Source organism: Caballeronia sp. LZ029 (genome assembly GCF_031451275.1).
Taxonomy (GTDB): domain Bacteria; phylum Pseudomonadota; class Gammaproteobacteria; order Burkholderiales; family Burkholderiaceae; genus Caballeronia; species Caballeronia jiangsuensis.
Genome location: NZ_JARUXO010000093.1, coordinates 313,272 through 327,490 on the forward strand (window position 1 = coordinate 313,272; position 14,219 = coordinate 327,490).

Sequence of the window (14,219 nt, forward strand, 5' to 3'; positions counted from 1 at the left end):
CCATGACCACTTTTTCCGCGACGCCCGGACCGGAAGCGCAACTCGCCGCGCCGGGCTTCGGCCATGAGACCGTGCTCGCACGCGGCCTCGTGCGCCTCATGCACTGGATCGAATATCTGTGCGCGGCCGTGCTGGCGGCCGACGTGATCGTCGTGTTCCTCTCCGTGATCTACCGCTATTTTCTGCACGATCCGTTCGACTGGGCCGAGGAAGTCGCCGGCGCGCTGATGATCGTGCTGGTGTTCTTCGGCGCCGCCACGGTGCTGGGGCGCAGCCAGCACGTCGGCGTCGATCTGTTTCGCGGCATGCTGCCCCGGCGCTGGCAGAACCCGCTCGTGCATGTCGGACACTGGGTGATCGCGGGCGTCGCGGGAAATCTGTGCGTGTCGTCGTGCCTGCTGCTGATCGATTCCTACGGACAGATGACGCCGAGCGGCCTGCCCGCGTGGATCAACGTCTATCCGCTCGTGATCGGCAGCGTCTTCATGACGGTGTTCGCGCTCGCCAATGCCGTCAACGGCGCGCGCAAGACCGTGCTCGGCACGCTGATCGGCTGCGTGCTGCTCGCGGCAGCCGTGTTCGCGTGGAACGCGTTCGTGCCCGATCACGCGCTCAGGCCCGGCTTCTTGCTGATGGCCGGCTTCATAGGCGGACTGGTGCTCGGCGTGCCGATCGGCTTCGTGCTCGCGTTTTCGGCGCTGCTGTACTTCCTCGCGGAGCCGTCCCTGCCGATGCTCGTCTATTCGCAGCAGGTGATGGCCGGCACCGACCACTTCGTGCTGCTCGCGATTCCGTTCTTCGTGCTGGCCGGCCTGCTGATGGAAACCAACGGCATGTCCTCGCGCCTGATCGAACTCCTGCTGCGGATGTTCGGGCGCGTGCGCGGCGGCCTCGGCCTCATCACGATCATGGCGACCGCGTTCTTCTCGGGCGTGTCCGGTTCGAAGCTCGCGGATATCGCGGCGGTCGGCGGTGTCGTGATGCCGGCCGTGCGCCAGAGCAAGGAAGACCCGAACGAAGCCGCCGCGTTGCTCGCCTGCAGCGCCGTGATGGCGGAAACCATTCCGCCGTGCGTGAACATGATCATCATGGGCTTCGTCGCGAACATTTCCATCGCCGGGCTGTTCCTCGCGGGCGTCGTGCCGGCTGCGGTGCTGGCGGTGGCGCTGGCGATCGTCGCGGTGATCTTCGGGCGCCGCATCAATCTCGCCGATGCACTCACCAACCCACGCGCGTGGATGCCGCTCGCCGGCGGCGCGCTGGTCGCGCTCGTGATGATCACGATGATCGGCAAGGGCGTGACCTCGGGCATCGCGACATCGACGGAAGTGTCCGCGTTCGCCGTGGTCTATGCGCTCGTCGTCGGCTGGCTGGCGTTTCGCGAACTCACGCCGAAATCGGTCGCGCGCGTGTTCGTGCGCTCGGCGTCGATGGCGAGCAGCATTCTGTTCATCGTGGCGGCGGCGTCGAGCGTGTCGTTCGCGCTGACCATCGAGCAGATTCCCGCGCTCGTGTCCGATTCGATGATCGCCTTCGCGCATCAATACGGCCCGACGATGTTCCTGCTGCTGTCCGTGCTGATCATGATCGTGTTCGGCGCGGTGCTGGAAGGCGCGCCCGCGCTCATCATCTTCGGGCCGCTGCTCACGCCGATCGCGACGCAGCTCGGCATCAACCCGCTGCATTTCGGCACGGTGATCGTCGTCGCGATGGGCCTCGGCCTCTTCGCGCCGCCGGTCGGTCTCGGCCTGTTCGCGACCTGCGCGATCACGGGCACGGAAATGAAAGCGGTGGCGCGTCCTATGCTCAAATACCTGCTGGTGCTGTGCGTCGCACTGGTGGTGCTGATTCTGGTGCCGTCGTTTTCGTTGTGGTTGCCGACCCGGCTCGGCCTGTAGCCGGCAGAAGCAAAACCTTATGAGCACCATTCAGGATGTCGCCCGCGAGGCCGGTGTGTCCGTCAGCACGGTATCCAACGTGCTCAACGGCCGCACCGACCAGATGCGCCAGGAAACGCTCGCGCGCGTGCAGGCCGCGATGAGCGCGCTGCAATACCGGCCGAGCACGCTCGCGCGTCAGTTGAAGACGGGGCAGACGCCGCTGATCGGACTTCTGGTGCCGTCGATCGCCAATCCGATGTACGGCTATATCGCGCGCGAAGTCGAAACCTGCGCGCAGGAGCGCTACGGCTATCGCGTGATGATCGGCAATACGTATCGCGATCCGGCGAAGGAAGCGTCGTTCTTCGAAGACCTGCTGTCGCAAGGCGTGCGGCGCGTGATCGTGATCTCGTCGCTCGCGAACGAGCGCCATCTGGAAACCGCCGTCGAGCGCGGCATGGTCGTCGTCAGCTACGACCGCCGCGCGACCGAAGGCGAGACCACGCGCGTCGAGCACGTCACGCCGGACAACTTCGAGGCGGCGAGAATCGCGACGCGGCATCTGATCGCGCACGGTCACACGCGGCTTGCCTTCGCCACGCTGACCGGCATGACGATGAGCCGCCGCGACAAGATCGACGGCTTTCTCTCGGCGGCGGCGGATGCGGGCCTGTCGAAAGAAGCGCGCGTGCTCGACAGCGGCCCGGTGAACGAATACGGCGATTCGATGATCGCCGAGAACGGCCGCGCGCTCGCGCGTCTGCTCGCCAAAGACGATGCGCGTCCGACCGGCGTCGTCGCCGTCAACGATCTGATGGCGCTCGGCCTGATGGCGGGCCTGCGCGAATGCGGCCTGCGCGTGCCCGAAGACGTGTCGATCGTCGGCATGGACGGGCATTTCCTCGCGGCGATCTCGAACCCGGCGCTGACCACCGTCCAGCTTCCGGTGCCCGCGATGGCCGCCGCGATGGTCGAGCGCGCGATGCGTCCGCACGACGAACCGATGCCCGCATCGGAACAGGCGCTTTTCACGGATATCACGCTGGTCGAGCGCGAGTCGGTCGCGCGGCCCGCGAAGCAATTCAGGACGAGGATATGAACAAGGTTTTCGTGAGTCATCCCCGGCACATGCTGGACCATTACTTCGGCGCGCGCGCATCGGCTGCGCTCGCGCGGATTGCGGACGTCGCGTACAACGCCGAAGACCGCGAACTGACGACCGAAGAACTCGCCGACGCCGCGCGCGATGCCGATGTCATCATCGCGTACCGGCAAACGCCCGCGCCGCGCGCATTGTTCGAGGCGCTGCCGAAGCTCGCCGCCTTCGTGCGCTGCGCGGTGGATATCCGCACCGTCGATGTCGATGCCGCCAGCGAAATGGGCGTACTCGTCACGCAGGCGAGCGCGGGCTTCGTGCCGTCCGTATCCGAATGGGTGATCGGCGCGATGCTCGATCTCGCACGCGGCACGACCGCCTATGCCGAGGCGTATCACCGTCACGAAGCGCCCGTGCCGAAGATGGGCCGCGAGTTGCGCGGCAGCACGTTCGGCGTGATCGGTTACGGGCAGATTGCGCGCTATCTGTGCGATCTCGCGCTGGCATTCGGCATGCGCGTGCTCGTGTCCGATCCGTACGCGAAAGTCGATGATGCCCGCGTGCAACACGTGCGTTTCGACGACTTGCTCGCGCAGTCCGACTTCGTCGTGTGCCTCGCGCCCGCCAATGCGCAGACCGCGAATCTCATGAACGCGCAAAGCTTCGCCGCGATGAAACCCGGCGCGTACTTCATCAATGCCGCGCGAGGCGAGCTCGTCGACGATGACGCGTTGCTCGCCGCGCTGGAGCGGGGTCATCTGGCGGGCTGCGCGCTCGATGTGGGCCGCGCCGCCGATCAGATGCCCGCGCCGAAGCTTGCGGCGCATCCGCGCGTGATCGCCGCGCCGCATATCGGCGGACTGACGCCGGGCGCGATCGAGCATCAGTCGATGGAAACGGTCGCGCAGACCGAATCCCTGTTTCAGGGCCGCGTGCCGGCCGGCGCGGTGAATGCGGCGCACGCGTTCCGCCTTTCGGGTTTCCACTTGCAGGCGGACGCGCGATGAACATCGAAGGCGCGTGCGATTGCCACATCCACGTCTACGAGAAGGCTTATCCGCTGGCCGCGAGCGCGACATTCACGCCGCCGCCCGCGCCTGCCTCGGCCTATCGGGACGTGCAGCGTGCGCTGGGCTTCTCGCGCGCGATCGTCGTGCAGCCGACGGGATACGGTTTCGATAACCGCTGCACGCTCGCGGCCATCGCGCAGCTCGGCGACGGCGCGCGCGGCATCGCGGTCGTGCCGCCCGATGTCGGCGATGACGAACTCCAGCGTCTGCACGATGCGGGCATACGCGGCGTGCGATTCATGATGCTTCCGGGCGGCGTTCTGCCATGGGACGCGCTCGCGGATATGTCGGCGCGCATCGCGCCGCTCGGCTGGAACGTGAATCTTCAGCTCGACGGCCACACGCTGCCGCAGCACGAAGCGATGCTCGCGCGCTTGCCGTCGAAGCTCGTGATCGATCATCTCGGCAAGTTTCTCGCGCCGGTCACGCCGGAGAGCGCTGGGTTCGCGTCGTTGTGCCGCCTGCTCGACGGGCCGCGTTGCTGGATCAAGCTGTCCGCGCCGTATGAAAGTTCGCGCGACGGCGCGCCCGCTTTCGATGATGTGTCGTGGCTCGTTCGCACGCTATCGACACGATTTCCCGAGCGCGGCGTGTGGGCATCGAACTGGCCGCACCCCAACGTCAAGCCCGTCCCCGACGACGCGCGCATGATCGACTGGGCGATGCGGCTCGTGGAAACGGACGAGACTCGCCGCAAGATACTCGTCGAAAATCCGGCGGCGCTGTACGGGTTCTGATCGAATTTCTTTACTTGACCTTCGCCGCGGCCGCGAGCTTGCGCACGCCCTCTTTCGCGTCCTCGTTCGAGTTCATGAAATTCGTCACGACATCGGTGATTGCGCCGGCTGTCACCGGGGATTGAAGTTCACCGAAGGCCAGTGAAGGAAAGAACCCGCCCGACTTGATCGTCGCCTGTTCGTCCGCACGCGATTTCTTCGCGCAGCTATCGAACTTGTCCATCGGCACATCGAGCCTGACGGGAATCGAACCCTTGTTGAGACTGAACTGCTCCTGAAACTCGGGGGACATGATTGTCTTGGCCATCGCGAGTTGTCCCGGCGTCGCGTCCTTCTTGCCGTTCTGCTGAAAGAACACGAATGCATCCGCCGTGTACGTGTAGGCGTTCGATGTGCCCGGCGCGGGCGCGCAGATGAAATCGACATCGGCCTTCTTGTTCGCGTTGGCGAACTCTCCTTTTGCCCAATCGCCCATGAACTGCATGCCGCCCGTTCCGGAAATGACCATCGCGGTGGCGAGATTCCAGTCGCGGCCGTGATAGGCCTTGTCGAAGTAAGTCCGGATCTTCTGCACGGTCTCGAAGACCTGCACCATCTGCGGCGACGTCAGCGTTTTCTGATCGAGATCGACGAGCGCCTTGCGATAGAAGTCCGTGCCCTGCGACAACACGACCGTCTCCCAGATCGTCATGTCCTGCCAGGGCTGACCGCCGTGCGCGACAGGCGTGATGCCCGCCGCGCGAAACTTGTCCGCGAGCGCGAAGAACTCCGGCCACGTCGTGGGCGGCGCACCGCCCACCTTGTCGAGGTCCGCCTTGTTGATCCATAGCCAGTTGATCCGATGCACCGAAAAAGGCGCCGCCACATAGTGCCCGCCCGCCTTCACGTCCTTGTCGATCTGCTCGGGCGTATGGCTTTTCCAGTCCGATGCCGCCTGATCGATCGTGACCAGCACGCCCTGGTCGGCCCAGTCCTGAATCAGCGGCCCCTTGATCTGCGCAGCCGATGGCGCGTTGCCCGAAATGACCTGCGTCTTGAGCGCCGTCATCGCTGCCGTGCCCGAGCCACCGGCGACAGCGAAGTCCTTCCACTCGTAGCCCTGTTTGCTCATATCGTCCTTGAGCACGCGGATGGCTTTCGATTCACCGCCGGACGTCCACCAGTGCAGGACCGAAATCTGTTCGGCTGCGCGTGCCGCGTGAGTACCGGCGATGACGAGCGCGACGGCCGCTGCCGCCGACGTCAGTGAGTATTTCATTGCAGTCTCCGATTTTGTCTTTATGAGTGATGCGACGCGTTCCCTTGCCGGCTACAGATCGAGCCCGAGCTGCGCACGTCCGAGCGGCGACAGATCGTCGACGGTTGCGCGGCCCGTGAAATCGGTTTCGAAATGATCGGCCGGGAAGTCGGGCGGACTTTCGCCTTTCAGGAAACTCGGCGACTGACGTTTGAGATAGGCATCGTTCTTGGCGCAGGCAGGCGCGGAAGCGATATACATCACGTTGCTGTAACCCGCGCCCTTGTGCTCGTCTTCGACCGCATGGATAACGTCGCTGTGCCAGAACACCGTATCGCCCGCTTCCATCTTCGGAATGGACGACAGCGCTTCGAACAGCGGCGCGTGAAATTCCGGCTTGATCGAGAGCGCGCGTCCCGGCATCGCGCCGCACAGGTCGTCGTCGGCGACATCGTCCTGAAGGGCGCGCAGGAGGATGTACACCATCGCGTTGGCGATGGGCACGAGTTGCAGCGTGCCGTCGCCGGGGCCTTGCGGCGTCAAGGCGGTCCAACCCTGGAACGTGCGGAACATCGAGCAGACGGCAGGCGATGCGATCTCTTCGACATCGGGGCGGAAGGCGGCATCGAACGGATCGTAATCGCGCCAGTCGCCCGCGAACACATGCCGATACACCTTGCGGAAATTGCCTTCGATCCAGCGTTCGACCGAGCCGCCATCGCAATGCGCCGACAGGCCGAGCGACGCCGAACCGGGCGGCCGGCGGCGCAGACGGTCCGCATAGACGGGCACGCGTTCCGGATCGAAGTGAACGCGTCCTTCGCTTTCGTTGCGCCAGAGCTTGTTGAGAAAGACGCGCGCGGCCGTGAGCGACTCCGACTGACGCGCCAGCACTTGCGGCTTCGACCAGTACACGCCGTAAATCTGCGGCTTGCTCGATGCCAGTTGTCCGAAGTATTTGTCTTCGGCGCGGTTCTCGAGGCGCTTGTCGAGATGGTTACGCTCGACATACTGCGCGATATCGTCGTCCCAGCTTTGCACCTGCTCGCGAGGAAAGACATTGCGGATCACGCACGCGCCGCGCGATTTGACGAGCGCGATTTCATCCGCGCTGACACTTTGTCCGGCGATGTCGGAGAACCGGATCTCGGGAATGACGTTCTCTCCGCGATCGCGTTGCGCGGCGATTCGTTTCGCTTCTTCACCGATCGATGCTTCGACTTCGGCGAACACTTCCCGGTAGTTCGGCAGCTCCGCGCGCAGTTCCTTTTTCGCCTGCCGGATCGCGCTCGACAAGTCATCGATTTTCAGCGCCATGATCGTCTCCACGTAAATTTCTGTGCGAAAAGCATATGACGCCGGCGCAGGCGCGGGTGATACTATTCAGGCAATTCATTCGCACTTTCGGCCATGAAACCAGCGTACGAACATGTCGAGTTCGGCAAGGATTGTTCGGTGCGGGTTTACCATCGGCGGCTTGCGCGCATTCCGTTTGAGTGGCACCACCACCCGGAATACGAGCTGACGCTGACGATGAACAGCCAGGGCAAGCGCTACATCGGCGATTCGGTCAACGACTATCAGGCCGAGGATCTCGTGCTCGTGCCGCCTGATTTGCCGCATACGTGGTCATCGAACCGGTCGATCGATTCCGGCTTGCCGCAAGTCGCCATCGTCATCTGGTTCGATGGCGAGTGGGCGCGACGCATGGCGGATTGCTGCCGCGAATACGAGCCGCTTCGCAAGCTCTTGCGGCGTGCGGCGTGCGGACTCGCTTTCGAGCCGGCTGTAGGGGAATGGATGCGCGGCCGCCTCGGGCCCTTGCTCTCGAACGCGCCACGCGAACGCCTGAGCGCGGCGCTCGATATTCTGTGCACGCTCGGCGAAGCGCCCGGCCATCCGCTCGCGTCGCCGAGCGCCTTCAATCAGACGAACGCGGGCCCGTCTGGTCACGAACCGGAGAGGATCAATCGCGTCCTTTCGATGATCGATGCCCGCTTCGCCGAACCGCTGCGGCTTGCGGAGCTTTGCGCAGCGGCCAGCCTGTCGGAACGCACGCTGACCCGCTATTTCGTGCAGCATATCGGCGAGAGCGTCGGACGGTATATCGCCCGCGTTCGCATCGGCCATGCGTGCCGGATGCTGGGCGACACGTCCTTGCCCATTTCCGTCATCGCTGCCCGCTCGGGCTTTGCGAATGTCGCCAATTTCAATCGGCAGTTCAAGGCCGCGAAGCAGACGACGCCGGCGGAGTATCGGCGTCGGTTTCTGGCTGCGGGCATCGCGGAGAAGGACACGGCGACCAGCCTGACCGAACGGTCTCCGTCGCTGCAACGGAAAACGAAAGCCGCGCGGCGGCGAAACGGCGAAGCGGGCGCCGCCTAGCCGGTAACGGCCATGTCGGCTGCAAACGCGCGTCTATGCACTCTGTGCGATGTAGCTGATCTCGCGCTGCGCAGGCGTAAGCACGCGGACGGGCGTACCGCCTATCCAGGCTCGAATGTTTTCAACCGACTCGCCATAGTAGATGCGATAAGACTCATCGGTGACGTAACCGATGTGCGACGTCGCTATCACATTGTCAAGAGAGCGGAACGGGTGCGTTGCCGGCAAGGGCTCCTGATCGAAAACGTCGAGCGCCGCGCCCGCGATGCGTTTCGCTCGCAAGGCATCGATCAGGGCTCGCTCGTTGACGATCGGTCCGCGTGCGGTGTTCACCAGCAAGGCGTGCGCTTGCATCGCGGCCAGTTCGGCTGCGCCGATCAGATCCCGCGTTCGGTCCGATAGCCGAACGTGAACCGAGAGGATATCGCTGGAGGCGAACAACTCCTCCTTCGGCACGTAAAGCGCGCCATGCTTCGCGGCCGACTCCCGGGTCATGTTCTGGCTCCATGCGATCGTGCGCATCCCGAAAGCCTGCGCCACGCGCGCGGTCGCGCCGCCGGTGTAGCCGAGGCCCAGGAGTCCGATCGTTCTGCCATGCAGGTCGCCGCCCACCGATACTTGCCAGCCGCCGTTCCTGAACGAAGCGACTTCGCTCGGGATGTGCCGCGTCGCCGCGAGGATGAGCGCCCAGGCGAGTTCCGCCGCAGCCGTCGGCGACGATGCGGTCCCGCAAACCGTGATGCCGAGTTCATGCGCGGCTTCGATATCGATGGCTGCGTTCCACGGCCCCGTGCTTGCCAGCAGCTTCAGATTCGGCAACCTGGACAGGATGCGTTGCGTGAACCAGGTGCGCTCGCGCATCACGCAAAGAATGTCGTAGGGTTGCAGACGCTCGACCAGATCGTTCTCGTCACTGATCGTGTTCGTGAAAACGGTGATGTCGGCGTGTTCGCGCAAGCTGTCCCAGTCGCCGAATCGAAGCGCGGTGTTCTGGAAGTCATCGAGAATGGCAATGTTGTGCATATGTCTCAGTCTGTTCCTGTCGAATCGAATTCGGCCGATACGTCCGTCATCCTGCGCATCGGTCCTCTCGTTGCAGATCATGCCTGCGCTTCGCCCCGACCTCTGAAGCCGAGCAACATGACGAGAATGCCCGCCACGAGTATTGCCGTCATCACGTAAAGGCCGCTGACCAGCGTGCCCGTCGCGGTCTTGAGCCATCCGATGACGAAAGGACTGCAAAAGCCGCTGAGCAAGCCGATGCAGTTGACGAAAGCGATGCTCGTCGCTGCTGCCGGCGAGCCATTCAGATAGTCCGCCGCGAGCGACCAGATGAGCACGTTCGTGGCGAAGATGCCGACGCAGGCAACCGTCAACAGCCCGACCGTCAGCGCGGCGGAATTCGTCGGATGCGACACGAGCAATAACGCGACGGCGCCTATGAAGCCCGCGATGGCCGCATGCCACCGGCGTTCGAGCATCCGGTCCGAGCTTCGGCTTATCGCGACCATGCCGATCGCGCCCATGCCGTACGGTATGACGGAAAGCCATCCGAGCAGGGAAAGGTTCGAAATGCCCGCGTCTTTCATGACGGTCGGGAGCCAGAACGTCACCGAATAGGTTCCGCAGACAAAGGCGAAATCGATGAACGCCAGCATATAGACTTTCGGATCCGAAAGCGCCTCGGCGAGCTTCGCATGACCATGCTGCCCGGCACTGCGCTTTCGCTCCATCTCCACTTCGAAGCCCTGACGAAGCACGCTCTTCTCCGCTTCGGTGAGCCATCTTGCCTTGTCGATGTTGTCGTCCAGCAGGAACAGCGTGACGAGACCCAGCACGACCGCGGGCAACGCCTCGACGATGTAGAGCCATTGCCATCCGGCGAGGTTGGCGACGTGCGCGAGACTCGTCATCGCCCATCCCGACACCGGTCCGCCGACGAGCCCCGCGACCGGGAAGCCGACCATGAAGCAGGCGATGATCACGCCGCGCCTTCTCTCCGGAAACCATGAGCTCAGGTAGAAGATCACGCCGGGGAAGAAGCCCGCTTCGAAGACGCCCAGGAGCAGACGCACGGCATAGAACTGAGGGACGTTCGTCACGAACGCGGAGCACGCGCCGACGATTCCCCAGCAGATCATGATGCGCGCGATGGTCTTCTTCGCGCCCATGCGCCTGAGCAGCATTGCGCTCGGCACTTCCAGCAGGCAGTACGAGAGAAAGAAGATGCCGGCGCCCAGGCCGTAGACGCTATCGCTGAAGCCGAGCGCGTCCTGCATCTGCAGCTTCGCAAAGCCGACATTGATGCGATCCAGGAAGGCGACGACGTAACACACGAAGAGCAGCGGCACGATGCGAAGCGTGACTCGCAGATAGAGCGCGCGCTCACGCGCGCTTGCGCTCGAGCCGGACTCGAGAGAATCGGCTGATGTCGGATCGGACTCTAGAACGGACTGGTTCACTCGCTGTCTCCATGTCTTGCGGCTAGGGCTAATGTGATCGGCTCGAGAATCCGGCAATCAGGTCAGTCTAAGAAACATCGATGCGCGAAGATAATGAAAAGTACCGATCAGGTGAGACGCCCGGGTTATATCGGTGATAACCAGTAACCGGCTACGCTCGAAGCACCGGTCGATCGGTTGCGTAGCGGCTCTATCTCTGCGACGATTCACCGTGCTTTCATGCACGCATGCATCGATCAGGAGACCGGCTTGAACGACACCCCACGGAACGACTCGCCCGATACCCCGCCTCGCTTCAACTTCGTACTGGTCCACGGCGCCTGGCACGGCGGCTGGGTCTGGCGATCCGTCATGGACGAACTCACCGGGCGCGGCCATCGCGTGATGGCGCCGACCATGACCGGTCTCGGCGAGCGCCATCACTTGATCGCGTCGGCAACGTCGCTCGATGTGAACATCGCCGATATCGTCAACGTCATCGAAGCAGAAGAACTGAACGATGTCGTGCTCGTGGGTCATAGCTATGGCGGTCTCGTTGCATCGGGCGTCGCCGATCGTATTCCCCACGCGCTGCGCACCATCGTATTCCTCGACAGCCTGCTCGTGGAAAGCGGACAGTGCGCGTTCGATGTTTTGCCCGCAAGCGTCGTCGACGAGCGTCGTGAATCGGTGAGGGCAAGCGGCCAGTCACTCGCCATGCCGGTCAGCGGATTGAAGGGCACCGGCATTCCGGACGATCATCCGCTTGCCGGCTGGGTTCTCCGGCGGCTCACGCCGCATCCGCTCGCGACCTATACCACGCCGCTTCTGCTCGAACATCCGCCCGGCAATGCGCTGCCTTGCACCTATGTGCATTGCGCGAATCCTTCGTACGACACGCTGGCGCACGTGCGCGAACACGTTCGGTCGCGGCAGCCGGACTGGGGCTGGGAGAGCATCGACACAGGCCACGATGCGATGGTACTCGCGCCCGTCCTGCTGGCCGATCTGCTCGAACGGCTCGCGGCGGCGTCCTAAGCCTTCGAGCGACTCACGCGGCGATCGCCTGCCGATGCACGAAGGTCTTCGGCAATCCCGCGCGGGCGATCGCGCCCGTGAACGGCTCGCCCGGCAGCCATGCTGCGATCGTCTCGCGAATCGCCAGCAGTTCGTCTATATCAATGCCCGTGCGCAGACCTTGCGCTTCGAGCATGAACACCGTGTCTTCTGTGTTGATGTTGCCCGTCGCGTTGGGCGCGAACGGACAGCCGCCCAGCCCGCCGAGCGACGCATCGAACGCACGCACGCCGGCATCGAGCGCGGCCATGACGTTGGCGAGGCCCAGACCGCGCGTGTCGTGAAAATGACAGGCGACGGGCACCTGCCCCGCAAGCGCCAGCACCCGCTGCATGAGCCCGCGCACCTGCGCGGGATTCGCATAGCCGACGGTGTCGGCGATGGTGATCTCCTGCGCGCCGGCTTCGATGAGCGTTTCGACGAGTCCCAGCACGATGCTTTCGTCCACCTTGCCCGCGATCGTGCAGCCGAACGCGGTCGCCACGCCCGCGCCGAGCACGATGTCGCGGCTAAGCTCGTCGCGCGCCGCCGCGATGCGCACGAAGTCGTCCACCGACTCCGCCGTGCTGCGCCGCACGTTCTTCAGATTGTGCTCGTTGCTCGCGGACAGCACGTAGTGCACTTTGGCGAGGCCCACGTCGAATGCGCGCTGCGCGCCCTTCAGGTTCGGCACCAGCGCCGCGGCATGAAGGCCGTCGATGGCAAGCGCGCCCGCCGCGACCTCGACCGCGTCCGCGAACTGCGGCACGACTTTCGGCGGCACGAAGGACGTCACTTCGATATCGGTCACGCCCGCATCGACCAGGCGCGCGCACCATTCGAGCTTCTGCTCGCTCGTGAGGATGGTGCGCACCATCTGCAAGCCGTCGCGCAAGCCGACTTCGCGAATCTGCACTTCTCTATCGTTCATGTGAGCTCCGGTTCAGATCGTCGCATCGGCGACGGCATCGCTGCCTTCATCGGTATGTCCGGCGGTAGCCGCAGCGGCCGATGTCGCAGGCGCGAGCACCACGGCGGCGATCGCGCCGAGCACCATCAGCAGCGCGATCGCGCCGAGACCGCCCGCCATGCTGTTGGTCATGGTCTTGATCGAGCCGATGATCATCGGACTGACGAAGCCGCCGAGCAGGCCGACGCAATTGATCACCGCGACGCCGCCCGCCGCGCCGCTGCCGCGAATGTAATCGGTCGAGATCGCCCAGATGAGCGGATTGGGCGCGAGGATGCCCGCCGTCGCCACCGACAGCGCAGCCAGCGACAGCGCGAGGTTGCCCGTCGTGAACGCCGCGACGACGAGGCCTGCCGCGCCGAACACCATCGCGATGGCGCAATGCCAGCGCCGCTCCATGGTGCGGTCGGAATGACGGTTCAGCATGATGAGCGCGATCCAGCTCACGAAATACGGGATCGCCGAATAGCAGCCGATCTGCAATGCGCTCGACACGCCCGCGCTCTTGATGAGCGTCGGCAGCCAGAAGCCGATCGCGAACACGCCGGCGATCTGCGTGAACCACACGAAGCCCATCACGTAGACGCGAAAGTCCCGAAGCGCGCGGCCGAAGGTGTGCTCCGTGTGGGTCGTCGAAACGCTCGAACTCCGGCGAATGTCGTGAAGCACGACGGCCTTCTCGCGCTCGGTGAGCCACTTCGCCTGCTGCGGACCGTCATCGAGAAAGAAGAACGCGACCACGCCGAGCACGCTCGCAGGCAACCCCTGCACGATGAACATCCACTGCCAGCCATGCAGGCCGAAGTAGCCGTTGAAGTAGGTCATCAGCGCGCCCGACAGCGGCCCGCCGAAGAGACCCGCGATGCCTGTCGCGCAGGTGAAGATGGCGATCACCTTGGCGCGCCGCTCGACCGGATACCAGCGCGTGAGATAGAAAATCACGCCGGGATAAAGCCCCGCCTCCGCGAGCCCGAGAAAGAAGCGCACGGTGTAGAGATGCGAAGGCAGCGTGACGAACGCCGTGCCCGCCGCGATCAAGCCCCACAGGATCATGATGCGCGAGAACGTGCGCTTCACGCCTATGCGCGCGAGCAGCAGATTGCTGGGCACTTCCATCAGCACGTAGCCGAGAAAGAAGATGCCCGCGCCGATGCTGTAGGTGAGATCGCTGAAGCCCACGTCGTGCTTCATGTCGAGCTGCGCGATGCCGATATTGATGCGATCGAGAAACGCGAACACGTAGCACAGGAACAGGAACGGTATGAGCCTGCGCGTGATCTTGCTGTAGGTCGCTTCGGCGTCCGGCCTCTCGAAGCTGCCGATGTCGGGTGTCATGTCTGTCTCCTC

12 protein-coding genes are annotated in these 14,219 nt (G+C 64.1%); 6 read left to right on the forward strand and 6 right to left on the reverse strand.

Annotated elements, in window-relative coordinates:
• The first annotated feature begins 2 nt into the window (after nucleotides 1-2).
• From QCE73_RS35550 to QCE73_RS35565, 4 genes are read left to right on the forward strand one after another with little or no spacing between them, the layout of a single operon-like run.
• Nucleotides 3-1,898, forward strand: coding sequence for a TRAP transporter large permease subunit (locus QCE73_RS35550; RefSeq protein WP_035499952.1), 1,896 nt, complete (start codon nucleotides 3-5; stop codon nucleotides 1,896-1,898).
• 19 nt (nucleotides 1,899-1,917) lie between these two features.
• Nucleotides 1,918-2,979, forward strand: coding sequence for a LacI family DNA-binding transcriptional regulator (locus QCE73_RS35555; protein ID WP_309885566.1), 1,062 nt, complete (start codon nucleotides 1,918-1,920; stop codon nucleotides 2,977-2,979).
• A complete protein-coding gene (locus QCE73_RS35560) occupies nucleotides 2,976-3,983 on the forward strand; it encodes a hydroxyacid dehydrogenase (protein WP_309885567.1) in 1,008 nt (335 codons plus the stop codon). The genes QCE73_RS35555 and QCE73_RS35560 overlap by 4 nt, the downstream gene beginning before the upstream one ends.
• Nucleotides 3,980-4,783: an amidohydrolase family protein gene (locus QCE73_RS35565; protein ID WP_309885568.1), complete on the forward strand. Its 804-nt coding sequence runs from the start codon at nucleotides 3,980-3,982 to the stop codon at nucleotides 4,781-4,783. Before QCE73_RS35560 ends, QCE73_RS35565 begins: the two co-directional genes overlap by 4 nt.
• Nucleotides 4,784-4,793: 10 nt before the next feature.
• Here QCE73_RS35565 and QCE73_RS35570 read toward each other — a convergent pair whose 3' ends face one another.
• Entirely contained in the window at nucleotides 4,794-6,041 is a 1,248-nt protein-coding gene (locus tag QCE73_RS35570) for an ABC transporter substrate-binding protein (RefSeq protein ID WP_309885569.1), read from the reverse strand.
• A 51-nt stretch (nucleotides 6,042-6,092) separates the two neighbouring features.
• Nucleotides 6,093-7,337, reverse strand: coding sequence for a DUF1479 domain-containing protein (locus QCE73_RS35575; protein WP_309885570.1), 1,245 nt, complete (start codon nucleotides 7,335-7,337; stop codon nucleotides 6,093-6,095).
• Nucleotides 7,338-7,430: 93 nt separating this feature from the next.
• On the opposite strand from QCE73_RS35575, the gene QCE73_RS35580 reads away from it, so the two are divergent.
• Nucleotides 7,431-8,405, forward strand: coding sequence for a helix-turn-helix domain-containing protein (locus tag QCE73_RS35580; RefSeq protein WP_309885571.1), 975 nt, complete (start codon nucleotides 7,431-7,433; stop codon nucleotides 8,403-8,405).
• 33 nt (nucleotides 8,406-8,438) lie between these two features.
• Here the strand turns inward: QCE73_RS35580 and QCE73_RS35585 are convergent, their stop codons facing one another.
• Nucleotides 8,439-9,428: a D-2-hydroxyacid dehydrogenase family protein gene (locus QCE73_RS35585; protein WP_309885572.1), complete on the reverse strand. Its 990-nt coding sequence runs from the start codon at nucleotides 9,426-9,428 to the stop codon at nucleotides 8,439-8,441.
• Nucleotides 9,429-9,505: 77 nt separating this feature from the next.
• Nucleotides 9,506-10,867, reverse strand: a complete 1,362-nt coding sequence (locus QCE73_RS35590) for an MFS transporter (protein WP_238286737.1) — start codon at nucleotides 10,865-10,867, stop codon at nucleotides 9,506-9,508.
• 249 nt (nucleotides 10,868-11,116) lie between these two features.
• Between QCE73_RS35590 and QCE73_RS35595 the strand changes: the two genes are divergently transcribed.
• Complete coding sequence (locus QCE73_RS35595) at nucleotides 11,117-11,884, forward strand: alpha/beta hydrolase (protein WP_309885573.1); 768 nt, start codon at nucleotides 11,117-11,119, stop codon at nucleotides 11,882-11,884.
• A gap of 13 nt (nucleotides 11,885-11,897) precedes the next feature.
• On the opposite strand, the gene QCE73_RS35600 is transcribed toward QCE73_RS35595, so the two are convergent.
• Both QCE73_RS35600 and QCE73_RS35605 read right to left on the reverse strand, forming a co-directional pair.
• The gene (locus QCE73_RS35600; RefSeq protein WP_309885574.1) at nucleotides 11,898-12,833 is read right to left on the reverse strand and encodes a hydroxymethylglutaryl-CoA lyase; all 936 of its coding nucleotides are present in this window, start codon (nucleotides 12,831-12,833) and stop codon (nucleotides 11,898-11,900) included.
• Nucleotides 12,834-12,845: 12 nt separating this feature from the next.
• Nucleotides 12,846-14,207 carry an MFS transporter gene (locus tag QCE73_RS35605; RefSeq protein WP_309885575.1) on the reverse strand — a complete coding sequence of 454 codons (1,362 nt, stop codon included), beginning with the start codon at nucleotides 14,205-14,207 and terminating at the stop codon, nucleotides 12,846-12,848.
• Nucleotides 14,208-14,219 lie beyond the last annotated feature (12 nt).

Bases quoted from the DNA above. Each gene is read 5' to 3' on its own strand.
- QCE73_RS35550 (WP_035499952.1), top strand. From the start codon at position 3: ATGACCACTTTTTCCGCGACGCCCGGACCGGAAGCGCAACTCGCCGCG.
- QCE73_RS35555 (WP_309885566.1), top strand. From the start codon at position 1,918: ATGAGCACCATTCAGGATGTCGCCCGCGAGGCCGGTGTGTCCGTCAGC.
- QCE73_RS35560 (WP_309885567.1), top strand. From the start codon at position 2,976: ATGAACAAGGTTTTCGTGAGTCATCCCCGGCACATGCTGGACCATTAC.
- QCE73_RS35565 (WP_309885568.1), top strand. From the start codon at position 3,980: ATGAACATCGAAGGCGCGTGCGATTGCCACATCCACGTCTACGAGAAG.
- QCE73_RS35570 (WP_309885569.1), bottom strand. From the start codon at position 6,041: ATGAAATACTCACTGACGTCGGCGGCAGCGGCCGTCGCGCTCGTCATC.
- QCE73_RS35575 (WP_309885570.1), bottom strand. From the start codon at position 7,337: ATGGCGCTGAAAATCGATGACTTGTCGAGCGCGATCCGGCAGGCGAAA.
- QCE73_RS35580 (WP_309885571.1), top strand. From the start codon at position 7,431: ATGAAACCAGCGTACGAACATGTCGAGTTCGGCAAGGATTGTTCGGTG.
- QCE73_RS35585 (WP_309885572.1), bottom strand. From the start codon at position 9,428: ATGCACAACATTGCCATTCTCGATGACTTCCAGAACACCGCGCTTCGA.
- QCE73_RS35600 (WP_309885574.1), bottom strand. From the start codon at position 12,833: ATGAACGATAGAGAAGTGCAGATTCGCGAAGTCGGCTTGCGCGACGGC.
- QCE73_RS35605 (WP_309885575.1), bottom strand. From the start codon at position 14,207: ATGACACCCGACATCGGCAGCTTCGAGAGGCCGGACGCCGAAGCGACC.